General features: G+C 74.0%; 30 protein-coding genes. 5 read left to right on the top strand and 25 right to left on the bottom strand.

Annotated features, from left to right (window positions below):
• Positions 1–86 precede the first annotated feature (86 nt).
• The 14 genes from ACWDBE_RS24065 to ACWDBE_RS24000 all read right to left on the bottom strand — a co-directional run bounded on the left by ACWDBE_RS24065 (position 87) and on the right by ACWDBE_RS24000 (position 10,020).
• Positions 87–596, bottom strand: a complete 510-nt coding sequence (locus ACWDBE_RS24065) for a MauE/DoxX family redox-associated membrane protein (RefSeq protein WP_449809010.1) — start codon at positions 594–596, stop codon at positions 87–89.
• 128 nt (positions 597–724) lie between these two features.
• A complete protein-coding gene (locus tag ACWDBE_RS24060) occupies positions 725–928 on the bottom strand; it encodes a hypothetical protein (protein ID WP_449789798.1) in 204 nt (67 codons plus the stop codon).
• Positions 929–1,183: 255 nt separating this feature from the next.
• Positions 1,184–2,008 carry a tryptophan synthase subunit alpha gene (gene trpA / locus ACWDBE_RS24055; protein ID WP_449809009.1) on the bottom strand — a complete coding sequence of 275 codons (825 nt, stop codon included), beginning with the start codon at positions 2,006–2,008 and terminating at the stop codon, positions 1,184–1,186.
• A gap of 2 nt (positions 2,009–2,010) precedes the next feature.
• Positions 2,011–3,273 (bottom strand): tryptophan synthase subunit beta, encoded by a 1,263-nt coding sequence (trpB, locus tag ACWDBE_RS24050; protein WP_449809008.1) that lies wholly within the window; start codon positions 3,271–3,273, stop codon positions 2,011–2,013.
• Positions 3,274–3,340: 67 nt separating this feature from the next.
• Positions 3,341–3,490, bottom strand: coding sequence for a tryptophan biosynthesis modulator TrpM (gene trpM / locus ACWDBE_RS24045; protein ID WP_188296911.1), 150 nt, complete (start codon positions 3,488–3,490; stop codon positions 3,341–3,343).
• Positions 3,491–3,499: 9 nt separating this feature from the next.
• A complete protein-coding gene (gene trpC, locus ACWDBE_RS24040) occupies positions 3,500–4,306 on the bottom strand; it encodes an indole-3-glycerol phosphate synthase TrpC (RefSeq protein ID WP_449789800.1) in 807 nt (268 codons plus the stop codon).
• A 283-nt stretch (positions 4,307–4,589) separates the two neighbouring features.
• Positions 4,590–5,030, bottom strand: a complete 441-nt coding sequence (locus ACWDBE_RS24035; RefSeq protein WP_392869237.1) for a DUF2752 domain-containing protein — start codon at positions 5,028–5,030, stop codon at positions 4,590–4,592.
• Between the two features lie 102 nt (positions 5,031–5,132).
• Entirely contained in the window at positions 5,133–5,396 is a 264-nt protein-coding gene (locus tag ACWDBE_RS24030) for an HGxxPAAW family protein (RefSeq protein ID WP_449789801.1), read from the bottom strand.
• Between the two features lie 136 nt (positions 5,397–5,532).
• The gene (locus ACWDBE_RS24025; RefSeq protein ID WP_449789802.1) at positions 5,533–6,120 is read right to left on the bottom strand and encodes a TIGR02234 family membrane protein; all 588 of its coding nucleotides are present in this window, start codon (positions 6,118–6,120) and stop codon (positions 5,533–5,535) included.
• Positions 6,117–6,704, bottom strand: coding sequence for a Uma2 family endonuclease (locus tag ACWDBE_RS24020; RefSeq protein ID WP_449809007.1), 588 nt, complete (start codon positions 6,702–6,704; stop codon positions 6,117–6,119). The genes ACWDBE_RS24025 and ACWDBE_RS24020 overlap by 4 nt, the downstream gene beginning before the upstream one ends.
• A 20-nt stretch (positions 6,705–6,724) precedes the next feature.
• Entirely contained in the window at positions 6,725–8,248 is a 1,524-nt protein-coding gene (locus ACWDBE_RS24015) for an anthranilate synthase component I (protein WP_449809006.1), read from the bottom strand.
• Positions 8,249–8,286: 38 nt separating this feature from the next.
• Positions 8,287–8,658: a phosphoribosyl-AMP cyclohydrolase gene (gene hisI / locus ACWDBE_RS24010; protein ID WP_392869245.1), complete on the bottom strand. Its 372-nt coding sequence runs from the start codon at positions 8,656–8,658 to the stop codon at positions 8,287–8,289.
• 105 nt (positions 8,659–8,763) lie between these two features.
• On the bottom strand, positions 8,764–9,342 hold the full coding sequence (locus ACWDBE_RS24005; RefSeq protein WP_449789805.1) for a hypothetical protein: 579 nt from the start codon (positions 9,340–9,342) through the stop codon (positions 8,764–8,766).
• A 216-nt stretch (positions 9,343–9,558) separates the two neighbouring features.
• Positions 9,559–10,020, bottom strand: a complete 462-nt coding sequence (locus ACWDBE_RS24000; protein ID WP_449809032.1) for a GNAT family N-acetyltransferase — start codon at positions 10,018–10,020, stop codon at positions 9,559–9,561.
• Positions 10,021–10,287: 267 nt separating this feature from the next.
• Here ACWDBE_RS24000 and ACWDBE_RS23995 point away from each other — a divergent pair, with 267 nt between their 5' ends.
• Together ACWDBE_RS23995 and ACWDBE_RS23990 are read left to right on the top strand one after the other, a co-directional pair.
• Complete coding sequence (locus tag ACWDBE_RS23995; RefSeq protein WP_449809005.1) at positions 10,288–10,932, top strand: TIGR03085 family metal-binding protein; 645 nt, start codon at positions 10,288–10,290, stop codon at positions 10,930–10,932.
• Between the two features lie 139 nt (positions 10,933–11,071).
• Complete coding sequence (locus ACWDBE_RS23990) at positions 11,072–11,851, top strand: VOC family protein (protein WP_449789807.1); 780 nt, start codon at positions 11,072–11,074, stop codon at positions 11,849–11,851.
• A 74-nt stretch (positions 11,852–11,925) separates the two neighbouring features.
• Here the strand turns inward: ACWDBE_RS23990 and hisF are convergent, their stop codons facing one another.
• From hisF to hisD, 8 genes are read right to left on the bottom strand one after another with little or no spacing between them, the layout of a single operon-like run.
• On the bottom strand, positions 11,926–12,696 hold the full coding sequence (hisF, locus tag ACWDBE_RS23985) for an imidazole glycerol phosphate synthase subunit HisF (RefSeq protein ID WP_449789808.1): 771 nt from the start codon (positions 12,694–12,696) through the stop codon (positions 11,926–11,928).
• Positions 12,693–13,169 carry a RidA family protein gene (locus ACWDBE_RS23980; RefSeq protein WP_449789809.1) on the bottom strand — a complete coding sequence of 159 codons (477 nt, stop codon included), beginning with the start codon at positions 13,167–13,169 and terminating at the stop codon, positions 12,693–12,695. The genes hisF and ACWDBE_RS23980 overlap by 4 nt, the downstream gene beginning before the upstream one ends.
• The gene (gene priA, locus ACWDBE_RS23975) at positions 13,166–13,888 is read right to left on the bottom strand and encodes a bifunctional 1-(5-phosphoribosyl)-5-((5-phosphoribosylamino)methylideneamino)imidazole-4-carboxamide isomerase/phosphoribosylanthranilate isomerase PriA (protein WP_402405251.1); all 723 of its coding nucleotides are present in this window, start codon (positions 13,886–13,888) and stop codon (positions 13,166–13,168) included. Before priA ends, ACWDBE_RS23980 begins: the two co-directional genes overlap by 4 nt.
• A gap of 22 nt (positions 13,889–13,910) precedes the next feature.
• Positions 13,911–14,546 (bottom strand): imidazole glycerol phosphate synthase subunit HisH, encoded by a 636-nt coding sequence (hisH, locus tag ACWDBE_RS23970; protein ID WP_449789810.1) that lies wholly within the window; start codon positions 14,544–14,546, stop codon positions 13,911–13,913.
• A gap of 37 nt (positions 14,547–14,583) precedes the next feature.
• The gene (locus ACWDBE_RS23965; RefSeq protein WP_449789859.1) at positions 14,584–14,736 is read right to left on the bottom strand and encodes a hypothetical protein; all 153 of its coding nucleotides are present in this window, start codon (positions 14,734–14,736) and stop codon (positions 14,584–14,586) included.
• Positions 14,733–15,326: an imidazoleglycerol-phosphate dehydratase HisB gene (gene hisB, locus ACWDBE_RS23960; protein ID WP_449789811.1), complete on the bottom strand. Its 594-nt coding sequence runs from the start codon at positions 15,324–15,326 to the stop codon at positions 14,733–14,735. The genes ACWDBE_RS23965 and hisB overlap by 4 nt, the downstream gene beginning before the upstream one ends.
• Before the next feature lie 5 nt (positions 15,327–15,331).
• Complete coding sequence (locus tag ACWDBE_RS23955; RefSeq protein WP_449789812.1) at positions 15,332–16,432, bottom strand: histidinol-phosphate transaminase; 1,101 nt, start codon at positions 16,430–16,432, stop codon at positions 15,332–15,334.
• A gap of 5 nt (positions 16,433–16,437) precedes the next feature.
• On the bottom strand, positions 16,438–17,772 hold the full coding sequence (gene hisD, locus ACWDBE_RS23950) for a histidinol dehydrogenase (protein ID WP_449789813.1): 1,335 nt from the start codon (positions 17,770–17,772) through the stop codon (positions 16,438–16,440).
• Between the two features lie 91 nt (positions 17,773–17,863).
• On the opposite strand from hisD, the gene ACWDBE_RS23945 reads away from it, so the two are divergent.
• The 3 genes from ACWDBE_RS23945 to ybaK all read left to right on the top strand — a co-directional run bounded on the left by ACWDBE_RS23945 (position 17,864) and on the right by ybaK (position 20,774).
• A complete protein-coding gene (locus ACWDBE_RS23945) occupies positions 17,864–19,444 on the top strand; it encodes an oxidoreductase (protein ID WP_449809004.1) in 1,581 nt (526 codons plus the stop codon).
• Between the two features lie 84 nt (positions 19,445–19,528).
• Positions 19,529–20,257 (top strand): LON peptidase substrate-binding domain-containing protein, encoded by a 729-nt coding sequence (locus ACWDBE_RS23940; RefSeq protein ID WP_449789815.1) that lies wholly within the window; start codon positions 19,529–19,531, stop codon positions 20,255–20,257.
• Between the two features lie 22 nt (positions 20,258–20,279).
• On the top strand, positions 20,280–20,774 hold the full coding sequence (gene ybaK / locus ACWDBE_RS23935) for a Cys-tRNA(Pro) deacylase (protein ID WP_392869269.1): 495 nt from the start codon (positions 20,280–20,282) through the stop codon (positions 20,772–20,774).
• Positions 20,775–20,831: 57 nt separating this feature from the next.
• On the opposite strand, the gene ACWDBE_RS23930 is transcribed toward ybaK, so the two are convergent.
• The 3 genes from ACWDBE_RS23930 to ACWDBE_RS23920 form a co-directional block, all read right to left on the bottom strand.
• Positions 20,832–21,596 (bottom strand): hypothetical protein, encoded by a 765-nt coding sequence (locus tag ACWDBE_RS23930; protein ID WP_449809003.1) that lies wholly within the window; start codon positions 21,594–21,596, stop codon positions 20,832–20,834.
• Between the two features lie 81 nt (positions 21,597–21,677).
• Positions 21,678–22,487: an ABC transporter permease gene (locus tag ACWDBE_RS23925; protein WP_449789818.1), complete on the bottom strand. Its 810-nt coding sequence runs from the start codon at positions 22,485–22,487 to the stop codon at positions 21,678–21,680.
• A complete protein-coding gene (locus tag ACWDBE_RS23920; RefSeq protein ID WP_449789819.1) occupies positions 22,484–23,482 on the bottom strand; it encodes an ABC transporter ATP-binding protein in 999 nt (332 codons plus the stop codon). The genes ACWDBE_RS23925 and ACWDBE_RS23920 overlap by 4 nt, the downstream gene beginning before the upstream one ends.
• Positions 23,483–23,496: the final 14 nt, after the last annotated feature.

Below are 23,496 nucleotides of genomic sequence, written 5' to 3'. Positions count from 1 at the left end.
ACGTCCACGGTCGGGGGCCTTCGTCGGGGTGCGGGATGTAGGGCGGGGTCGTGGCGGCGGGCGGGGTCGTGGGGGGGCGGGTGGGGTCAGCTCGCCAGCCAGCCGTCCACCGACAGCCGGGTGCGGGGCCGCCAGAGCAGCCATCCGGCCATCAGCAGGAACCCGGTGTCGCGCAGGATCTCCTGGAGGTACTTCGTCTGGGACTCGTCGACGTGCCCGCCGCCGCCGAAGCAGCCGCAGTCGATCGAGATGCCGCGCGCCCAGGCGGAGGCGATCCCGGCGATGAAGACCAGCAGCAGCACGGCGGAGATCCCGGCCACCAGCCGGACGCCGAGGCCCACCAGCAGCAGCACGGCCAGTGCCAGCTCCAGGAACGGCAGGCCGTAGCCGATCGGCTTGACCAGGCCTTCGGGGAGGATCTCGTAGGCGCGGACGGCCTGCGCGGCCTCCGCCGGATCGGTGACCTTCGCCAGCCCGGCCCACCCCCAGACCACCGCGAGGCCGAGCCGGACGACCGTGCCGAGCCACTCGCTCCAGGCCGGCACCGGCCGGCGCGCCGTCGGCTCGGGCGCGGAGCCCTCGGGCTGCGCGGTCATCAGGGAATCCCCCTCGGGAAGCTCGTTCACTCCCTGATGAACCGCGGGGGATGAAGAGTGGTTCCTCCGCATTCAGGAATTAAGCCGGACGAGTGACGTTCTGTCCGAATATGACGAACATCCGTGCGTCAACGGCACCCGGCCGACCACCCCGCCTCGAACAGCTCGGGGTGCCGGGCCGCCTCCGCGCACGCCACCGCCTCCCGCTCCGCCCGCTCGGCCCCCCGTCTGGCCAGCACGTGCCCCACCTGGGCGTGCACGCCGACGGCGGCGCCGAGCACCAACACGGCCGTCGCCGCCCGCAGCAGGACGGCCCGCTGGAGACTCCGCACCGGCTCACCCCTTCCGCTCGACCGCGAAACCGTTCGTGCACTCGTCCCTCCTCTCAACGTCCGTCAACCCCGGCTGATGCGTGTCCCCACCCCTTGTTCACCCGTTCGGGTCCGCGAGCCCGGCCGGGAGCGCGGAGCGGAGCCGCACGCCCGTGCCCGCGCCCCGCAGCGGATCGGCGATGCCGGGTGGAACGCCGACGGCCCCCCAACTCCCGGTGGAGTGGGGGGCCGTCGGCCGGATGTCCCTGCCGCGCGTCAGTGCCGGCGCACGCCCTCGGCCAGCTCCCCGGCCAGGGCCCGCACCGCGTCCAGCGCGGCCGCCTCGTCCTCGCCCGCGGCCAGGATCCGCTTGACGAACGCCGACCCGACGATCACTCCGTCCGCGAACCGGGCGACCTCCGCCGCCTGCACCGCGTCCGAGACCCCGAGCCCGACGCAGACCGGCAGGTCCGTCGTCGCCCTGGTCCGGGCGACCAGGTCCTCGGCCATCGACCCGACGGCGGACCGCGTCCCGGTCACGCCCATCACCGCGGCCGCGTACACGAAGCCGCTGCCGGCCGCCGTGACCTCCGCCAGCCGGGCGTCCTTGCTGCTGGGGGCGACCACGAACACGGTGTCAAGACCATGCTCGTCCGCCGCCTTGCGCCACTCCTCGGACTCCTCCACCGGCAGGTCCGGCAGGATGCACCCGGCCCCGCCCGCGGCCGCCAGGTCGGCCGCGAAGCGCGCCACGCCGTAGCGGTCGACCGGGTTCCAGTACGTCATCACGAGCACCGCGGCCTCGGGGTGCGCCGCGGCGACCTCCCGGACGGTCCGCAGCACGTCCTTGATCCGCACGCCGCCCCGCAGGGCGATGTCGTCGGCGGTCTGGATGACCGCGCCGTCCAGCACCGGGTCGGAGTGCGGCAGCCCGACCTCGACCACGTCGCAGCCGCCCTCGATGAGCGCGTTGATCGCCCGGATGCCGCCGTCCACGGTCGGGAAGCCGGCCGGCAGGTATCCGATCAGCGCGGCCCGGTCCTCGGCCTTGGCGGCCGCCAGCCGGCCGCTCAGCTTGCTGGTGCTCAGCTTGGAAGTCATGGTCACTTACCCCCCTCGGCGGAGGCGTCGCCCGAACCGCCGGCCTGCTCGTCGTACAGTCCGAAGTACTGGGCCGCGGTGTGCATGTCCTTGTCCCCGCGTCCCGACAGCGAGACCAGGATGGTCGCCTCCGGCCCGAGCTCGCGCCCCAACTCCAGCGCCCCGGCGAGCGCGTGGGCGCTCTCGATGGCCGGGATGATCCCCTCGGTACGGGACAGCAGCCGCAGCGCCTGCATCGCGGCGTCGTCGGTGACCGGCCGGTACTCCGCCCGCCCGGTGTCCTTCAGCCAGGCGTGCTCCGGGCCGACGCCCGGGTAGTCCAGGCCCGCCGAGATCGAGTGCGACTCGATGGTCTGCCCGTCCTCGTCCTGCAGGACGTACGTCCGGGAGCCGTGCAGCACCCCCGGGTCGCCCTTGGTGAGGGTGGCCGCGTGCCGGGGCGTCTCGGCGCCCTCTCCCGCCGCCTCGAAGCCGACCAGCCGCACCCCGGCGTCCGGGATGAACTCGTGGAAGATCCCCATCGCGTTGGAGCCGCCTCCGACGCAGGCCACGACCGCGTCGGGCAGCCGGCCGGTCCGGTCGAGCACCTGCTGCCGCGCCTCGACCCCGATGATCCGGTGGAAGTCCCGGACCATCATCGGGAACGGGTGCGGCCCGGCGACGGTGCCGAACAGGTAGTGGGTGGAGTCGACGTTGGCGACCCAGTCCCGGAACGCCTCGTTGATGGCGTCCTTGAGCGTCCGGCTGCCGGACTTGACGGCCACCACCTCGGCGCCGAGCATCCGCATCCGGGCGACGTTGAGCGCCTGGCGCTCGGTGTCGACCTCGCCCATGTAGATGGTGCAGTCGAAGCCGAACAGCGCGCAGGCGGTCGCGGTGGCCACGCCGTGCTGGCCGGCGCCGGTCTCGGCGATGATCCGGGTCTTGCCCATCCGCTTGGTGAGCAGCGCCTGGCCCAGCACGTTGTTGATCTTGTGCGAGCCGGTGTGGTTGAGGTCCTCGCGCTTGAGCAGGATGCGCGCGCCGCCCGCCTCGGCGGAGAAGCGGCGCACGTCGGTCAGCGGGCTCGGGCGCCCGGTGTAGTCCTTGAGCAGCGCGTCGAGCTCGGCGGCGAAGGCCGGGTCGGCCTTGGCCTTCTCGTACTCCTCGGCGACCTGCTCGACCGCGGCGACCAGCGCCTCGGGGATGAAGCGGCCGCCGTACGCGCCGAAGTAGCCGCGCGCGTCCGGCACCTGGGCACCGGGCAGGTAGTCCTTCTCGGACATGGTGGTTTCCCTTGAACGGAGATGAACGACGATGACGTCTTCTCGACCGCCCCGGCTGGTGGGCCGGTCAGCCGGACGTCACGCGCCATCGCCGTCCCGGTACCTGCCCGGGCTCGCACCCGATGACGTACCGCACCCGACGCCCCAGCACCCGGCGTGCGGGTGCGCGGCAGCCGCGCGGGCGGCAACCGGGGGCGAGTCGGGCGGCGATCTTCATCGGGCGGCGTCAGTCCTTGTGCCGGACGGCGGGGTGGGCCCCGGCGGCGACCAGGTCGGCGACCGCGGCGCGCGGGTCCTTGCCGGTCACCAGGGTCTCGCCGACCAGCACCGCGTCGGCGCCCAGGTTGGCGTAGTTGATCACGTCCAGCGGGCCGCGCACGCCGGACTCGGCGACCTTGACGATGCCGTCCGGGATAGCGTGGGCGACGTTCTCGAAGGTGTTGCGGTCCACTTCGAGCGTCTTGAGGTTGCGGGCGTTGACGCCGATGATCCGGGCGCCGGCGTCCACCGCGCGCTTGATCTCCTCCTCGTCGTGCACCTCCACCAGCGGGGTGAGGCCGATCGACTCGGCGCGCTCGATCAGCGACACCAGGGCCGGCTGGTCGAGGGCGGCGACGATCAGCAGCGCGAGGTCGGCGCCGTGCGCGCGGGCCTCCCACAGCTGGTAGGCGGTGACCATGAAGTCCTTGCGCAGGACCGGGGTGTCCACCGCGGCGCGGACGGCGTCGAGGTCGGCCAGCGAGCCGCCGAAGCGGCGCCGCTCGGTCAGCACGCTGATCGCGGCCGCACCGCCGGCCGCGTAGTCGACCGCCAGGGCGGCCGGGTCGGCGATCGAGGCCAGGGCGCCCTTGGACGGGCTGGAGCGCTTCACCTCGCAGATCACCCGGACCCCGTCGCCCCTGAGGGCGGCGACGCCGTCCTTGGCCTCCGGGGCCTTGGCGGCGAGCTCCTTGAGCTCGTCCAGGGAGACCCGGGCCTGCCGCTCGGCGAGGTCCTCGCGGACCCCTTCGATGATCGAGTCGAGCACACTCACTCAGGAGCCCCCATCTTTTCTGCCAGTTGGTCGGCGCGAGCCGGCGGGCGACAGCCCACCGGCTCTTCGATGGTATCGGCACCCGGCGGCGGGGGGCGCATCGGTTCGAGCCGCGTCTCGCGGACCGGACCTCCGCGCCGACGGTCCCCAGCTGCGGTTTCACCGGCCCCGCGCCGGTTTTCGGCCGGTCTTCGCACTGGTTTTCGGTCGCTCTTCGAGCCCGCCGCCGGCGGTCCGTAAGGGCGGCGGCCCGGTGGCCGGAAGCGGCCCCCGGGTGGCCGGATCAGACCAGCGGCGGTGCCAGCCCGGCACCGATCCCCGAGTTCCGCACCACGGTGAACACCAGCACCAGCAGGGCGATCAGCGCCCAGCGACGGGCCCCGACGGTGATCCTGGGCGGCGGACCGCCGGTCAGCGCGGCCCAGCCCCAGCGCAGCCAGAGCACCGCCAGCACGCCGACCAGCAGGACCAGGACGGCGTTGTCGTGCAGGGCACCGGTGAGATCCCCGTGGGTCAGCGCGTGGACGCAGCGCAGCCCCCCGCAGCCCGGGCACCACCAGCCGGTGGCGGTCAGGAACGGGCAGTCGGGGTAGTGCCCGGGGGTGTTCGGGTCCACCACGGCGACGTACGCGGCGGGGACGGCCACCGCCGCCAGCGCGGTCAGCGGCGGGCTCAGCCGGCGCAGCACGGGCGGCGGGGCGGAGGCGGTGGGGGCGGAGGTCACGCCCCGATTCTGCCCGGGTCGGGCCCGGACACGACGAAACGGCGGGCGTGGCGCGCCCGCCGTTCCGATGTACGACAAACGTGTGGTGCGACGAGCCGTTCGTCAGGCGGCGACGGCGGCGCGGGCCTCACGGGCCGCGATCTGCTCCTCGGCCGACTTGTACACGTTGGTGCTGGCCTGCTTGCCCATGCCCGCGAGGGACATGGCCTTGCCGACCACGCCGCCGGCCAGGACGACCGCCAGGCCGACCCAGACGAGCAGCACCGACGGCAGGATCATCGCGACGCCCGCGACGCCGAAACCGACGAAGGAGATGACGACGCCGGTCCAGGCGGCGGGGGTGTGGCCGTGTGCTGCTGCTGCCATCTGAGTGGTGCTCCTTGGCTCTCGGGGCCCGGCCGGGCCTGCGGGGCCGCCGGCGGGTTGACGGGTTCCATTGTGCCGGGCCACACATCGGTGGCCCAAAGCGGGTGGCGGGTCTATCGCGTCACATGCCCGCGGCTCACACCGCGGTCGGGTCCTCGCCCCGGTCCAGCGCCTTCCACAGGTCGCCCGGCGTGTCGGTCTTCACCGGGGCCTTGCGGGTCGGCGCCTCGTAGCGGCTGCCCATGGCCGGCCAGCCCCGGCCGTACCGCAGGGTGAGCACTCCGGCCAGGGCCAGCAGCAGCCCGCCGACCAGCGCGACCCACGGCCAGGCGGTGTGCGCGACCTCGGTGGCCGCCGATCCGGTCAGCGCCAGCTTGCGGGCGGCCTCGGCGTCCAGCGCGGCGGTGTCGCCCGCCCCGGCCACCGAGGCGGCGGCCGCACCGAGCCCGGCCAGCAGGGTCAGCGCGCCGACCGCCAGCCGTCCGACGCCGCGCACCGCGAACACCGCGACGGCCGCGGCGAGGCCCACCAGGGCCAGCCCGCCGGGCAGTTCGGAGATCTTGCCGCCGGTGACGGACACGTCCAGGGTGCCGGCCCGGCCCTCGGCCCAGGTCCGCCCTGCCGCGGTCAGCACCAGGACGGCGCTCAGCACCGTCAGCAGCAGCATCACGCCGAGGGTGCGGCGGCTGGGAGCGGCGGGGGCGGGGGTCTGCTCTGCGGTCACCCGTCCACTATCCCCCGGCCGACGCCCGGGTCCGTACCCGGGGTGGGGAACGGCGCCGGGTCCCCAGCGTCGGGCGGCGCGGCGGGCGGCGCGGATGACGGCGTCGGGAACTCGTCCGTGCGCAGCACCACCGTGCGGCCGCCGAGCGCCAGGAACAGGTCGTTGCCGAAGGGCACCCGCTCGGCCTCCCGGTACACGCCCTCGGGGGACGGCGCGGTGTGCAGGGTGCAGACCGCCGCCGCCGGATCGACCACCAGGTACAGCGGCACGCCACTGCGCGCGTACGCCCTCGCCGCCTCCGCCAGACCGGGCCGGGCCACCTCCAGCACCGCCTCGACCCCGGCCGCGCCGAACCGGCCCCGCCCGCCGCGCACCGCGTCCCGGGCGAGCACGGCCAGGTCCGGGGCGAGCACCACCGGGTCCGGCCGGTCGGGCCCGTGCGGCCCCGGGCCGCCGGGCGCCGCCGGGAAGTCGATCGCCACCCCCGACAGCACCCGCCCGTGACCGGCCGGCTGCTCGCCGAGCTGTCCGGCGGCGCCGAGCACGACCGCCCAGCGCAGCTCGTCGTACGGCACCTCGGGCATCCCGGCCGCCTCCTCGCGCCTCAGGACAGTTCCGGCCTCCGCAGCGTATTGGCGGTGGCGACGGCCCGCAGCACGGCGGCCGCCTTGTTGCGGCACTCGGTGTCCTCGCCGTGCGGGTCGGAGTCGGCGACCACGCCCGCGCCGGCCTGCACGTACGCGGTGCCGTCGCGCAGCACCGCGGTGCGGATCGCGATCGCGGTGTCCGAGTCCCCGGCGAAGTCCAGGTAGCCGACGCAGCCGCCGTACAGGCCGCGACGGGTGGGCTCCAGCTCCTCGATGATCCGCATCGCCCGCGGCTTGGGCGCGCCGGACAGGGTGCCGGCCGGGAAGCAGGCGGTCAGCACGTCGAAGGCGGTGCGCCCGGGCGCCACCTTGCCGGTGACGGTCGACACGATGTGCATCACGTGGCTGTAGCGCTCGATCTGCATGAAGTCGACCACCTCGACGCTGCCCGGCTCGCAGACCCGGCCGAGGTCGTTGCGGCCGAGGTCCACCAGCATCAGGTGCTCGGCCCGCTCCTTGGGGTCGGCGAGCAGCTCGGCGGCCAGCTCCGCGTCCTCGTGCGGGGTGGCCCCGCGGTGCCGGGTGCCGGCGATCGGGTGCAGCATCGCCTCGCCGTCGGTGACCTTCACCAGCGCCTCCGGGCTGGAGCCGACCACGTCGAAGCCGCCCTCGGCGGCGCCGTCCGGCCCGGGGAAGCGGAACAGGTACATGTACGGGCTGGGGTTGGTGGTGCGCAGCACCCGGTAGACGTCCAGCGCGGAGGCCGGGCAGGGCGCCTCGAAGCGCTGCGAGGGCACCACCTGGAAGGCCTCGCCGGCCCGGATCCGTTCCTTGACCTCCTCCACCGCGGCCCGGTACGGCTCGCCGCCGAACGGAGAGCGCACCTCGCCGGGGCCGGCCGGGGTGAAGGTGGCCAGGCCCGGGTCGACCGGCTTGGACAGCTCGGCCTCCATGGCGTCCAGCCGGGCCACCGCGTCCGCCCAGGCCTCGTCGACGCCGCTGGCCAGGTCGTTGTGGTTGACGGCGTTGGCGATCAGCAGCACCGTGCCGTCGACGTGGTCGAGCACGGCGAGGTCGGTGGCGAGCAGCATGGTCAGCTCGGGCAGGCCGAGGTCGTCCGGGTTGAGGTCGGGCAGCTTCTCCAGCCGGCGGACGATGTCGTAGCCGAGGTAGCCGACCAGGCCGCCGGTGAGCGGCGGCAGGCCGTCGTCCGTCATGCGCGGGGTGTGCAGCGCCTGGAGGGCGGCGCGCAGCACCTCCAGCGGGTCGCCGTCGGTGGGGATGCCGACCGGCGGGGTGCCGAGCCAGCGGGCTCCGCCGTCCGGGCCGACGGTGAGCGCGGCGGCGCTGCGCACCCCGACGAAGGAGTAGCGCGACCAGCTGCGGCCCTGCTCGGCGGACTCCAGCAGGAAGGTGCCGGGCCGCTCCTCGGCGAGGCTGCGGTAGAGGCCGATCGGGGTGAGGCCGTCCGCGAGGAGCCTGCGGGTGACCGGGATGACCCGGGTGTCGACGGCGAGCTTGCGGAAGGCTTCGAGATCCATGACGGGCGGCACCTTCTGGAGTTGTGGACGGGGTGGGGTCAGGACAGCGGGAGCACGTCGGCGTCGAAGCAGGTGCGGTCGCCGGTGTGGCAGGCCGCGCCGCTCTGGTCGACCCTGACCAGCAGGGTGTCGCCGTCGCAGTCCAGGGCCACCGACTTGACCGCCTGGACGTGGCCGGAGGTGTCGCCCTTCACCCAGTACTCACGACGGCTGCGGCTCCAGTAGGTGCAGCGGCCCGTGGTGAGGGTGCGGTGCAGCGCCTCGTCGTCCATCCAGCCGAGCATCAGCACCTCGCCGGTGTCGTACTGCTGGGCGATGGCCGGGATCAGCCCGTCCTCGGTGCGCTTGAGCCGCGCGGCGATCTCGGGGGCGAGGGCGGTGCTGCCGGGCGTGGCGGGTGTGGTGGACATGAGCCCCATTGTGTCAGCCCGCCCCGCCACCCCGGCGTGCCCCGCCCCGCTCCCCCGCGGGGGCACGGATCGCCCGCGGGGGAACCGCTGGGAACCGGGGAACCGCTAGGAATGCAGTTGCCCGGTGAGCTTGGGGCCGCCCTGCTTGTTGCTGACGGCCAGGGTGCAGGTGTAGTCGCGCCAGCCCTGCTGGTAGTTGGCCATCGCCGGGCCGAACTGGCGGCCGTAGTAGGTCCTTCCGTCGGTCTGGTGGGCCCTGGCGGCGGCTTCGACGTCCTTGCACCCCTCCCGCATGGCGAGGGCGACCTGGATCTCACCGGTCAGGCCGTCGGCGAGCCTGAGGTCGGCGATCACCTCGCCGTCGTGCTCGCCGGCGCAGGGCCGCTCCTCGGGCTTGGTGATCACCGGGCTCAGCTGCGGGTGGTCGAAGCAGGCGCCGACCGGGAAGAAGGCGTACGGCGGCTGCGGCTTCGCCGGTGTGGGCGTCGGGGTGGGCGTCGGCGTCGGGGTCTCCGTGGCCGTGGGGGTGGGCGGGGGCGGCGCGGCGGCCGGCTTCCCGTCGTCCGGCCACAGCACCGCGGTGGCCACCACCGCGAGCAGGACCACCAGCACGGCGGCGACGGTGAGGACCAGGCCCCGGGACGGACGGGAGCCGACTGCGGGCGGCGGCTGCTCGGAGGTCATGGCCAAGAGGATGGCCCACCCGCCCCGTCCCCGGCAGGCGGTTCGCCGAACTCACCCGTCCGGGGGCTGCCTCCGGGCGCAGGCCCGCCACCGAGAGTCAGCTGCTTCCCCTACCCGAGGAAGGACCGGGAAACACAAAGAACAACTCCAGAAGGGCACCCTCCGTCGCTCACCTCGCCCTGACAGCGAGGCGAGCGACACCAAAAAGAGGACCGACTACCGAGAACGGGCAACGGCGGCCTCCTCCAACGAGGAGGCCGCCGTTGATAGTGGCACCCCTCGATCCATCAAGGGGTGCCACCACAGGGAAGACCCGAATTGATAAATCCAACCAGCAGTTAACCCTGCCACCGAGGGAAACGCTCGGACCAGGTCACGGATCCGGCCGTCCTCGGTCAAGCCGGCACGAAGCAGGGTGCGGGCCGAGGCCTCGTTGCGTGGTGAGCGGGCGGCCCAGATGCGGTGCATGCCGAGGACGGTGAAGCCGAGCGCGCACAGCAGGTGGACGGTCTCGGTGCCGAGCCCCTTGCGCCACTCGGCCGGGTGGAGGGCGAATCCGATGGTGGCGGCCTGCTGGGGCTCGGTGGCCAGCCGGGCGTAGCCGATCAGTTGGTGTTCACCGAGGCGGGTGACGGCCATGCAGTACTCGGTACGCGGGGTGGCATGCGCGGAGTCGATGGAGCGGGCCGTGATCGCTTCGACCTGCTCGCGGGTGGGGGTTCGAAGCTGAGGTGCCGGGTGGCCTCAGGGTCGCCGTAGATGGCCAGGAGGGCGTCGGTGTCCCTGGGTTCGACCTCGCGCATCGCCAGGCGGGGCCGGCCAGGTGGACTGGAGTCATGACTGCGGAGCCTGTCCGTAGGGTCATCGGACGCGGACCGATACCGAGGTGGCGGTGACCTCAGTTTCCGCGCCGGGCTCTGGCGGCCGAGCGCCTAGGCTGACGCCATGTCGAACCACGCCCTCGCCGAACGCCACCGCCTCGCCCGGCTGCTCACCGCCGCCGGCCCGGACGCCCCAACCCTCTGCGCCGGCTGGACCACCCGGGACCTGGCCGCCCACCTGGTGATCCGCGAGCGCCGCCCCGACGCGGCGGCCGGCATCCGGGTCGGTGCCCTCGCCGGGTGGACGCGGCGGGTGCAGGACGAGTACGCCGAGCGGCCGTACGAGGAGCTGGTGCGGCTGTTCCGGGCCGGCCCGCCGGTCTACTCCCCGTTCGCGCTGCCCGGCGCCGACGAGGCGGCGAACACCATCGAGTACTACGTCCACGCCGAGGACGTCCTGCGCGCGGCCGAGGACTGGACCCCGCAGCCCGTCCCGCCGGGCCGCGCCGAGGCCCTCTGGCGCCGTCTGCCCCTCATCGCCCGCATGGAGGCGGGCCGCCGGTCCCCGGTCCGCCTGGCCCTCGCCCACCCCGACGGCCGTTCCCTCACCGTCGGTCCCGCGGGCTCCCCCACCGTCCGCCTCACCGGCGAACCCGCCGAGCTCGTCCTCTTCACCTACGGCCGCGGCGCCCGGACCGCCCTCACCGTCGACGGCGCCCCGGACGCCGTCGAGGCCCTGCGCCACGTGCTGCCGCTGCCGCCGCGGTAGCGGCCCGGGCCGTCCGCCGCGGACGGCCTCCGGCTGCGGATGTCCGGGCCCGGGTGCAGACTCGCAGGTGGCCGGGGTGGCGCGTGGGCGCGCCCGATGGAACCGTCCCGGTCCCTCCGCGTCGAAGGAGCACTCCGCCATGCTCACCACCGACTTCCCCATCGGCTCGCCCTGCTGGATCGACCTGGGCAGCCCGGACATCCCCGCCACCGCCGCGTTCTACGGCAAGGTGTTCGGCTGGACCTTCCAGGAGGTCCCCGAGGCCGGCGGCTACGGGTTCCTCCACTTGGGCGGCAGGACCGTCGGAGCCGTCGGCAACCTCGACCCGGGCGCGCGGTCCGCCTGGACGACGTACTTCCGCACCAGGGACGCGGACGCCACCGTGAAGGCCGCCGAGCAGGCCGGCGCGACCGTCCGGGTGCCGCCGATGGACGTGATGGAGGAGGGCCGGTTCGCCGCTCTCACCGATCCCCAGGGCGCCGAGTTCGCCCTCTGGCAGTCCGGCGGCACCACCGGGCTGGGCGCCGTCTCCGAGGAGGGCGCCCTGGTCTGGTCCGAGCTGCACACCTCCGCCCCGGACGTCGCCCTCGCCTTCTACGAGAAGCTCTTCGGCTGGCGGATGCAGAAGTTCGAGCCGTCGCCGGGCATGACCTACCGGGTGCTCTCCGCCGCCGAGGGCGACCAGGAGGCCACCAGCTTCGGCGGCATCGCCCCGACCATGTCCCCGGAGCAGCCCTCCGCCTGGACGCCGTACTTCGCCACCGAGGACGTGGACGCGCGGGTGGCCGCCGCGACGGCGGCCGGCGGCTCGGTGCTGATGCCGGCCTCGGACGTGGAGAACGTCGGCCGGATCGCCTGGCTGGCCGACCCGAACGGCGCCCCGTTCGCGCTGATCCACGGCGAGCCGCAGGAGTCCTGAACACCCGGGAGTCCCGAGCACACGGCGAGGGCCCGCGGTTCCCGGAACCGCGGGCCCTCGTCACGCACGCAGCGTCACCGCACCGGGTGCCCGGCCTCCCGCAGCGCGCCCTTGACCTCGCCGATCCGCAGGTCCCCGAAGTGGAACACGCTGGCGGCCAGCACCGCGTCCGCACCCGCGTCGACGGCCGGCGCGAAGTCCGCGAGCTTGCCCGCCCCGCCGGAGGCGATCACCGGCACCGAGACGGCCTTGCGCACGGCCCGGATCATCTCCAGGTCGTAGCCGTCCTTGGTGCCGTCCGCGTCCATCGAGTTGAGCAGGATCTCGCCGGCGCCCAACTCGGCGGCGTGGCCCGCCCATTCGACGGCGTCCAGGCCGGTGCCCTGCCGCCCGCCGTGGGTGGTGACCTCGAAGCCGGACGGCGTCTCGGTGCCCTCGGGGCAGCGCCGGGCGTCCACCGAGAGCACCAGGACCTGCCGCCCGAACCGCTGGGCGATCTCGCGGACCAGCTCCGGCCGGGCGATGGCCGCGGTGTTGACGCCGACCTTGTCGGCGCCGGCCCGCAGCAGCTTGTCGACGTCCTCGACGGCGCGGATGCCGCCGCCGACCGTCAGCGGGATGAAGACCTGCTCGGCGGTGCGGCGGACCACGTCGTAGGTGGTCTCCCGGTCGCCGGAGGAGGCGGTGATGTCGAGGAAGGTCAGCTCGTCGGCGCCCTCGGCGTCGTAGAGCTTGGCCATCTCGACCGGGTCGCCCGCGTCGCGCAGGTTCTGGAAGTTGACGCCCTTGACCACCCGCCCGGCGTCGACGTCCAGGCAGGGGATGACACGTACTGCGAGGGTCACGGCTGTTTGCCTTCCAGGGGTTCCGGGGATTCCAGGGGCTTCGGGGGCTCCTGGTTTTCCAGGATCCTTGCCAGCCCGGATCGGTACGCGTCGAGTTCGACCTCGACCAGCATCCGGGAGTCGATCAGTCCCTCGACGACCACCATGGTGGCCGCCGGGCGGGCGGCGTCGAAGAGTTCGCGGTGGGCCCGGCCCACCTCCTCGGCGTCGCGGACGTGGGTGATGTACATCCGGGTGCGCACCACGTCCTGCGCGGTCAGACCGTACGCGGCCAGGGCGTGGAGCCCGACGCCGAACGCGGCGAGGGTCTGCCGGTACGGGTCCCCCTCGTGCTCGATCCGGCCGTCCACCCAGGCGGTGGAGCCGGCCACGTGCACGTGGTCACCCGCGGCGACCGCCCGGGCGTAGCCGAACTCGTCCTCCCAGGGGGAGAATCCACCGACCCTGCCGCGTACGATCCGACCGTCCGTCATCCGGAAACCGCCTCCAGGGCCTCTTCGAGGGTGAACTTCTGCTCGTAGAGTGCCTTGCCCACGATGGCGCCCTCGACACCCTCGGCGACGAGCGAGGCGATCGCCCGCAGGTCGTCGAGCGAGGAGACGCCGCCGGAGGCGACGACGGGCTTGTCGGTCGCGGCGCAGACGTCGCGCAGCAGCTGGAGGTTGGGGCCGGTCAGGGTGCCGTCGCGGTTGACGTCGGTGACGACGTAGCGGGCGCAGCCCTCCCGGTCGAGGCGCTCCAGCACCTCGAACAGCTGGCCGCCGTCGCGGGTCCAGCCGCGGCCGCGCAGGGTGGTGCCGACCACGTCCAGGCCGACGGCGATCTTGTCGCCGTGTTCGGAGATGGCCTTGGCGACCCACTCCGGGGCCTCCAGGGCGGCGGTGCCGAGGTTGACCCGGGTGCAGCCGGTGGCGAGCGCGCGGGCGAGCGACTCGTCGTCGCGGATGCCGCCGGACAGCTCGACCTTGACGTCCAGCTGTGCGGTGACCTCGCGCAGCAGCTCGTAGTTCGAGCCGGTGCCGAAGGCGGCGTCCAGGTCGACCAGGTGCAGCCACTCGGCGCCGGCGTTCTGCCAGGCGAGGGCGGCGGCGAGCGGCTCGCCGAAGGAGGTCTCGGTGCCGGAGGCGCCCTTGACCAGACGGACGGCCTGACCGTCGCGGACGTCGACGGCGGGCAGCAGTTCGAGGCTCATCAGAGATCCAACTCTCAGAAAGTCAGAGGGTGTTGACCCAGTTGGTCAGCAGGGCGGCGCCGGCGTCGCCGGACTTCTCGGGGTGGAACTGGGTGGCCCAGAGCGGGCCGTTCTCGACGGCCGCGACGAACGGCTGCCCGTGGGTGGCCCAGGTGACCAGCGGCGCGTTGATCCGCGCGCTGTGGGTCTCCAGTTCCCAGTGCCGCACCCCGTAGGAGTGCACGAAGTAGAAGCGGGTCTCGGGGTCGAGGCCGGCGAACATCCGGCTGCCCTCGGGGGCGTCCACGGTGTTCCAGCCCATGTGCGGGACGACGGGGGCCTCCAGCGGCTCCACGGTGCCAGGCCACTCGTCGCAGCCGGCCGTCTCCACGCCGTGCTCGACCCCCTTCTCGAAGAGGATCTGCATGCCGACGCAGATGCCCATGACCGGTCGGCCCCCGGCGAGCCGGCGGCCGATGATCCAGTCCCCGCGGACGGACCTGAGTCCGCGCATGCAGGCCTCGAAGGCCCCCACGCCGGGGACGAGCAGGCCGTCCGCGGCCATCGCGGTGTCGTAGTCGGAGCTGACGGTGACGTCCGCTCCGGTCCGCTCCAGGGCGCGCTGCGCGGAGCGGAGGTTGCCGGAGCCGTAGTCGAGGACGACGACGTTCTTGCCCATGTTCAGGTGTCCAGTCTCTCTGCGGCGGGCGGCGGGTCTACAGGCGCATGAGGCCGGAGGCCAGGCACATCACGGAGCCGAAGGCGAGCACCAGGATGACGCCCTTCGACTGCTTCTGCTTCCAGAAGGAGATGACTCCGCCGGCCAGGAAGAGGCCGACGAAGATGAGGATCATCGCGGTGTTGCTCACAGCGCACCCTTGGTCGACGGGAGGATTCCGGCCGCGCGCGGGTCGCGCTCGGCGGCGTAGCGCAGCGCCCGGGCCAGCGCCTTGAACTGGCACTCCACGATGTGGTGCGCGTTGCGCCCGTACGGCACGTGGACGTGCAGCGCGATCTGCGCCTGGGCCACGAAGGACTCCAGGATGTGCCGGGTCATGGTGGTGTCGTACGAGCCGATCATCGGCGCGATGCCCTCGGGCTCGGTGTGCACCAGGTACGGCCGGCCGGAGAGGTCCACGGTGACCTGCGCGAGCGACTCGTCCAGCGGCACCGTGCAGTTGCCGAAGCGGTAGATGCCCACCTTGTCGCCGAGCGCCTGCTTGAAGGCGGCCCCGAGCGCGAGGGCGGTGTCCTCGATGGTGTGGTGGGTGTCGATGTGCAGGTCGCCGTCGGTCTTGACGGTGAGGTCGAACAGGCCGTGCCGGCCGAGCTGGTCGAGCATGTGGTCGTAGAAGCCGACGCCCGTGGAGATGTCGGTCCTCCCGGTGCCGTCGAGGTCCATCTCGACCAGGACCGAGGTCTCCTTGGTGGTGCGCTCGACGCGTCCGATGCGGGACATGGGGGTTACAGCTCCTTGATCACGAAACGGACGGCGTCCAGGAAGGCGTCGTTCTCGGCTGGCGTGCCGGCGGTGACGCGCAGCCACCCGGGGACGCCGTTGTCGCGGACCAGGACGCCCCGGTCCAGGATCGCCTGCCACACCGCGTGGGTGTCGGCGAAGCGGCCGAACTGGACGAAGTTGGCGTCCGAGTCGGTGACCTCCAGGCCCATCCCGCGCAGCGCGTCGACCAGCCGGTCGCGTTCCTCCTTGAGCCGCCCGACGTACCCGAGCAGGGTGTCGGTGTGCTCCAGGCAGGCCAGCGCGGTGGCCTGGGTGACGGCCGACAGGTGGTACGGCAGGCGCACCAGCTGCACCGCGTCCACCACGGCCGGGTCGGCGGCCAGGTAGCCCAGGCGCAGCCCGGCCGCGCCGAAGGCCTTGGACATGGTGCGGCTGACCACCAGGTTGGGCCGGCCCTCGATCAGCGGCAGCAGCGAGGCGCGGTGCGAGAACTCGACGTACGCCTCGTCCACCACGACCAGGCTGGGCCGGGCGGCCTGCGCGGCCTCGTACAGCCGCAGCACGGTGTCGGCGTCCACGGCGGTGCCGGTCGGGTTGTTGGGCGAGCAGATGAACACCACGTCGGGCCGGTGCTCCGCGATGGCGGCGACGGCGGCGTCCACGTCGATGGTGAAGTCGTCGTTGCGCGGCCCGGAGATCCAGGCGGTGCCGGTGCCCCGGGAGATCAGCGCGTGCATGGAGTACGAGGGCTCGAAACCGAGCGCGCTGCGGCCGGGGCCGCCGAAGGTCTGCAGCAGCTGCTGGAGCACCTCGTTGGAGCCGTTGGCGGCCCACACCTGCGCCCGGCCGACCGGGAAGCCGGTGGTCTCGGCGAGGTACGCGGCGAGACCCTCGCGCAGCTCGACCGCGTCCCGGTCGGGGTAGCGGTTCAGCCCGCGGGCGGCCTCGGCGACGCGCTCGGCGATCCGGGCCACCAGTTCCTCGGGCAGCGGGTACGGGTTCTCGTTGGTGTTCAGCTGGACGGGCACGTCCAGCTGCGGCGCGCCGTACGGGGACTGCCCGCGCAGCTCGTCGCGGACGGGGAGGTCGTCGATGCGGGTCATGGCGGTCACGCTCCCGACACCGTCCAGTCGCTGTGCCAGTTCTGTTCGTCTCCGACAAAACGTGCCTTGATCGCGTCCCCGTGCCCCGGCAGGTCCTCGGCGTTCGCCAGGTTGACCACGTGCGCGGCGACGTCCGCCAGCGCGTCCCGGTCGTACTCGACGACCTGGACGCCGCGCAGGAAGGTCTGCACCGACAGCCCGGAGGAGTGGCAGGCGCAGCCGCCGGTCGGCAGCACGTGGTTGGAGCCGGCCGCGTAGTCGCCCAGCGAGACCGGGGTCCAGCGGCCGATGAAGATCGCGCCGGCGTTGACCACCCGGGCCGCCACCGCGTGCGCGTCACGGGTCTGGATCTCCAGGTGCTCGGCCGCGTACGCGTTGACCACGGCGAGGCCCTGCTCCAGGTCGTCGACCAGGATGATGCCGGACTGCTTGCCGCCCAGCGCCTCGGCCACCCGCTCGGAGTGCTTGGTCCGCGCGACCTGCGCGGCCAGCTCGGCCTCGACGGCGTCGGCGAGCGCCGGGGAGTCGGTGACCAGCACCGAGCCGGAGGTCGGGCCGTGCTCGGCCTGGCTGATCAGGTCGGCGGCGACGTCGGACGCCAGCGCGCTGTCGTCGGCGAGGACGGCGATCTCGGTCGGCCCGGCCTCGGAGTCGATGCCGATCCGGCCGGCGAAGTAGCGCTTGGCGGCGGCCACGTAGATGTTGCCCGGGCCGGTCACCATGGTGACCGGCGCGCACTCCTCGGTGCCGAGGGCGAACATCGCGACCGCCTGGGCGCCGCCGACGGCGTAGACCTCGTCCACGCCGAGCAGCGCGCAGGCCGCCAGGATGGTCGGGTGGACGCGTCCGCCGAACTCCTTCTGCGGCGGGGAGGTGACCGCGATGCCCCTGACGCCCGCCTCCTGGGCCGGCACCACGTTCATCACCACGGAGGACGGGTAGACCGCCAGCCCGCCCGGCACGTACAGGCCGACCCGCTCGACCGGCACCCAGCGCTGGGTGACGGTGCCGCCCGGCACCACCTGGGTGGTGTGCCCGGTGCGGCGCTGGTCCGCGTGCACGGCGCGGGCCCGGCGGATCGACTCCTCCAGCGCGGCCCGCACCTTCGGGTCCAGCGTCTCCAGCGCGGCGGTGAGCTGCTCGGCCGGGACACGGGTCGACTCCAGCCGGACGCCGTCGAAGCGCTCGGTGATCTCGATCAGCGCCGCGACCCCGCGATGGCGTACGTCCTCGGCGATCGGCCGCACCTTCTCCAGGGCGGCCGCGACGTCGAACTCGGCACGGGGCAGCAGGTCACGCGGGTCGTCCAGCGAGCCGCGGAGGTCGATTCGAGAGATCACGCCACCCAGTGTAAGGAGTGGCCGGAACCGCTGGTCCCGCATTTCAGTCCGTGATACGAAAGGCGAGACGACCGGGGGGACGGGGGAAACCATGGCGGAGCGTGCTCCGGAGGGCTGGACGGGGGTCGAGCAGCGACTCTGGGAGGCTTACCGCCAAGGTGTGATCCTGGACCTGCGAACGGGCGACGCGGACGCCGACGACCCCTTCGGCGACGCCGACTGGGGCCCCGAGCGCACCGTCCGCGCCGAGGTGCTCGCCCACCTGCTGCTGGCCGGCCCGCGGCCAGCCCCCGGGCGGGTCGCCTCGCTGCGGTTCAGCGGTGTGCTGGTCACCGGCGCGCTCAACCTGGCCGGCGCCGCCATCGACCGCTACATCGAGCTCCACGAGTGCCGCTTCGAGCACAAGATCCTGCTCTCCGAGGCCTCGGCGCCGACGCTGCGCTTCGTGAACTGCCTGATCCCCCGGCTGGAGGCCTCCCGGCTCTCCACCACCGGCGACCTCCACCTGGCCCGCTGCCGCCTCCCCGACGGCATCCGGCTCACCGACTCCAAGATCGGCACCGACCTGCTGCTCAACCAGACCCGGGTCGGCGGCGACCGCTACGGCCGGGCCGTCTCCGCCGACGGGATCACCGTCAACCAGGACTTCGAAGCCGAACGCCTGGAGGCCCGGGGCGAGTTGAGCATACGCACGGCCCGAATAGGCGGCCGGCTGTCGCTGCGCGGCGCCCAGCTGCACGCCGACCGCCGGCACAGCCGCACCTGCCTCAACGCCGTCCGGGTCACCATCGGCCACACCCTCTACCTGACCGGCTCCGCCGACCTCGGCTGGACCGGCTCCCGCGGCTACTACGGCTCCGGCTACGGCGAGGTCCCGCCGGCCGACGGCCCCGTCACCCCGTTCCGGGCCTTCGGCCGGGTCCGGCTGTCCGACTCCCGCTTCGAGGGCGCCTGCCTGATCTCCGGCGAGTTCCACCTGGAGGACGACGACGAGCTCTCGCTGCGCCGCATCCAGACCCCCGAGCTGCGGTTCTCCTGCGACTTCCGCCCCACCGGCACCGTCTCGCTCTCCCGCGCCCGGGTCGGCAACCTGGTCGACAGGCCGCACGCCTGGCCGCTCGGCAAGCACCTGGGCCTCACCGGTTTCGTCTACGAGAACCTGCGCCCGATCAGCACGTTCACCGTCCAGCAGCGGATCGCCTGGCTGGAGGGCTCCTCGGTGGACTTCCAGCCCGAGTCCTACGAGCAGCTGGCCGCCGCCCTGCGCCGCGACGGCGCCGACGACGACGCCCGCGAGGTGCTCTACGCCAAGCAGCGCCTGCGCCGCCGCACGCTGCCGCTGCCCGCCCGCGTCTGGGGCGCGGTCCAGGACGCCACCGTCGGCTACGGCTACCGGCCCGGCCGGGCGGGCCTGTGGCTGCTGCTCGCCTGGATCCTCGGCAGTCTCTGGTTCGCCTCCCACCCGCTGGAGCCGCTCAAGGCCGACGAGCGCCCGCACTGGAACCCGGTGCTGTACACCCTGAACCAGCTGCTGCCGATCGTGGACCTCAACCAGGGCGGCTGGAACCCGGGCGGCCTCTCCCAGTGGATCGCCGCCGGGCTGGTCGTCATCGGCTGGCTGCTCGCCTCCACGGTCGTCGCCGGCGCCACGCGGATGCTCCAGCGTGGCTGAGCCGGGCGGCGGCGGGGGCCGCCGACCGGGTGGCCTCGTCATCCGTGCGACAAGGCCCCCGTCCGGGGAACTACGCTGTCCGCCGTGACAGAACGGCTGCCGCTCTTCCCGCTGAACACCGTGCTCTACCCGGGCCTGGTGCTGCCCCTGAACGTCTTCGAGGAGCGCTACCGCCGTCTCGTCGCCGACCTGCTCGAACGCTCCGAGGACACCCCTCGGCGGTTCGGCGTGCTCGCGATCAGGGACGGCCGGGAAGTCGCGCCGGTCAGACCCGAGGAGGGCCCGGCCGGCCCGCTGGACGGCCTCGGCACCACCACCGGGGACCCGCTGGAGGCGCTGTTCCACATCGGCTGCGTCGCCGACGTCGCCTCCGTCGAGCACCAGCCGGACGGCCGCTACGAGCTGCTGGTCACCGGCACCACCCGGTTCCGGCTGCGCTCGGCGGACGTCTCCGGCCCGTACCTGACCGGCGAGATCGAGCCGATCGAGGAGCTCCCCGGCGAGGGCTCCGGCGCCCTGGCCTCCGAGGTCGAGCGGGCGTTCCGGGTCTACCAGAAGCGCCTGGCCGGCGCCCGCGAGGCCAGCACCGTCGGCCGCCAGGAACTCCCGGACGACCCCCAGGTGCTCTCCTACCTGGTCGCCGCCGCCTCGGTGTTCGAGACCCCGGTCAAGCAGCGGCTGCTCGCCTGCCCGGACACCGCCCAGCGGCTGCGCGCCGAACTCGACCTGCTGCGCCGCGAGACCGCCGTCCTCAGCTGGCTGCCCTCGCTTCCCGCCGCCGACCTCACCCGCCAGCGCTTCAGCCCCAACTGACCGAGGAGCCCGAGGACCCCGCATGGCCAAGAAGAGCAGGAAGGGCGGGCAGGGCACCCCCGCCACCGTCGCCCTGGAAGCCGCCGCCGTCCCGTTCACCGTGCACGCCTACGACCACGACCCGGCCGCCGCCTCCTACGGCGGCGAGGCCGCCGAGGCCCTCGGTGTCACGCCCGAGCGGGTCTTCAAGACCCTCGTCGCCGACGTGGACGGCACCCTCACCGTCGGCGTGGTCCCGGTCGCCGGCCAGCTCGACCTCAAGGCCCTGGCGGCGGCCGTCGGCGGCAAGCGCGCCGCCATGGCCGACCCGGCCGCCGCCGAGCGCAGCAGCGGCTACGTCCGCGGCGGCATCTCCCCGCTGGGCCAGCGCCGCCCGCTGCGCACCGTCGTCGACGCCAGCGCGCTCGGCCACCCCACCGTCTACGTCTCGGCGGGCCGCCGCGGCCTCGAAGTGGAACTCGCCCCCGCCGACCTGGTCGCGCTCACCGGGGCCCACACCGCCGCCATCGCCCGCTGAGCCCGCTGAACCCACCGCACCGGGCCCCTGAGCCCACCCGCGCCCGGCGGGCAGCGGTCAGCGCTCCGGGCCGCTCCCCGTCCCCGGCCCTGCCCACTGCCCCGTCGGCGTGCCCGCCGGCGTGCCCTGCGGCGTGCCCGTCGGCGGCACCCCCAGCGGAGCCTGCGCGACCGGCGCCCAGTACGGCGGCGGGTCCTCCTCGCGCTTGCCGAACGCGGCCGAGAGCAGGAGCAGCACCACCATCGCCGTCATCGGCCAGACCAGCAGCGCCCCCAGCGCCCCCAGGTCGATGCTCGCGTCGAAGTGGCCGCCGTCGCCGACCCGCCGGGCCTGGCCGATCAGGTCGCCGCTCGGCCCGAGCCACCGCCCGATCCGCCAGGCCCCGATCGATCCGAGCAGCCCGCCGACGGTCAGCCCCACCGCGACCGCGATGCCGCCGCCGCGCCGGCGGGTCACCAGGAAGGCCCCGAGCGCGGTCAGGATCCCGGCCCCCAGGGCGATGAGCACGAACACCGCGTCGGCCCCGGCCCGCTGCTCGCCCTCGGGGTCGGCGTAGAGGATGCGGTCCCCGTCCACCAGCAGCGGCACCTTCGGCGCCAGCCAGGCCCACAGCCCGGCCACCACCAGTGCGGCCACCAGACAGGCGACCACGACACCGGCACCGACCCGCACCTCCGGCAGCAGCCGCTTCCCCAGCGGAGCCGTCCCCTCCCCGAGGGCGGTGGCACCGTGCGCCGGCGGCGCGAACGGGTCGGGCGCTTCGCCCGGCTCCGCCTGCGCATCGGCGGGGGCAGGATCCGGAGGTGTGTTCGGTACGGTCACAGGCCCCATCGTTTCACGACGGCCACTCGAACGACCCACCACCGTACCCACGGAACCGGGACGGTCCCGCCACGGGACGCCCTACCGCGAGACCGCCCGCCGGTACGCCCAGGTGGCGACGGCCAGCGACACCACGCCCACCCCCGCGCAGACCGCGAGGTCCCCGAGCACCAGCGCCCAGTCGGGATCCGGCGCGAAGGTCCGCGCGAAGGCGTCCACCCCGTACGTGGACGGCAGCAGGTCCCGCAGCCACTGCACCGGCTGCGGCAGGTGGTCCGCCGGCAGCACCCCCAGCAGCAGGGCGGCCGACATCCCGAGCTGCCCGAGCATCGTCGCGATCTCCTGCCGCGGCGCCAGCAGCCCGCAGGCCGCCCCCAGCCCCGACAGCGCGGCCCCGGCCAGCGGCACGACCGCCAGCAGCACCCACAGCTGCCCGAGCGGCAGCCCGAACGTCACCGCCCCGAACGCCGCCGTGGCGAGCGTCCCCGGCAGGGTGAAGGAGGCGTACGCGGCGGCCGTCCCCAGCACCACCGAGGCGGCCGGCACCGGCAGCGTCGCGTAGTGGTCGAGCCCGCCGGTGGCCCGCAGCTTCCCGAAGTACTGGGCGAGCAGGTTCAGCGCGACGAAGGCCACCACCAGCACGCTCGCGCCGGCGACCACCGACCGCGCCTCCGAGGACTGCCCGGCGTCCACCACGCCCCGCATCATCACCAGGATGCCGACGGACTGGAAGGTGGCCACGAACAGCAGCGGGATGCGCGCCACCCGCGCCCGGGCGAGCTGCGCCCGGTACACGGCCGCGAGCGCCGGCAGCAGCCCGGCCGCGGGGGCGAGCGGAGCGGGGGCGGCCGTGGACCGGCGGGTCTCCGGCGGCACCGAGAGCAGTGTCACTTGGCCAGTCCTCCGTGGCGGCCGCCCAGCTTGAGGTAGGCGTCCTCAAGACTCGGGGTGGCGAGGGTGAAGTCGTCGAGCGCGGCGAAGGCCGGGCCGGTGGTGACGGCGGCGACCAGTTCGCGGGCCTGCTCGGGGGTGGTGCGGACGGTCCAGCGGCGCCCGGTGCACTCGGCCCGTTCGCGCAGCGCGGCGACGGCGGGCACGCCGACCGGCGCCTCGTCCCGCCAGACCAGGTCCAGCCGGACGTCGCCGTCCACCAGTGCCTTGAGCCCGCCGGGCGTGTCGCAGGCGATCACCCGGCCGTCGTCCACCACGGCGACCCGGTCGAGCACCGTCTCCGCCTCGATCACGTTGTGGGTGACCAGCAGCACCGTCGTCCCGTGCTCGGCGCGCCGCCGGTCCACGGCGCTCCACACGGCCCGCCGGGCGACGGGGTCCATGCCGGTGGTGGGCTCGTCCAGGACGAGCAGCGGCCGCTCCCCCACCAGGGTGGCGGCGAAGCAGGCGAGCCGCCGCTGTCCGCCGGACAGCTTGGCGAGCGGCCGGGTGGCGATCGGCTCCAGCCCGAGCTCGGCCAGCACGTCCGCGGCCGCGCCGCGGGCCTGCGCCCGGGTGAGTCCGCGCAGCCGCCCGGTGGTCTCGGCGGCGAGCACCACCGTCAACTCGTCCAGCGCGGTGGATTCCTGCCCGAGGTAGCCGAGCAGCCGGGCAGCCCGGTCGGGGTGCCGCACGATGTCGTGGCCGAGGAGTTCGACGGATCCCGAGTCGGGGCGCAGCAGCCCGGTGAGCTGGCGCACCAGCGTCGACTTCCCGGCTCCGTTCGGCCCGAGCAGCCCGAAGATCTCGCCCTGGCGGACGGTGAGGCTGATGCCGTCGTTGGCCCGGATCTCGGTGGCGGCCGCGCCGCGTCCGCTGCGGTAGGTCCTGACCAGGTCGCGTACGGCCACGCACGGCTGGGGTTCCTCGGGTGCTCGCCCGGCCGTCTCGTTCACGACCGAAGACTCTA

The organism is Kitasatospora sp. NPDC001132 (genome assembly GCF_053598415.1).
The sequence above is the reverse complement of the archived record's forward strand: the minus strand, read 5'-3'. Positions and strand labels throughout refer to the sequence as shown.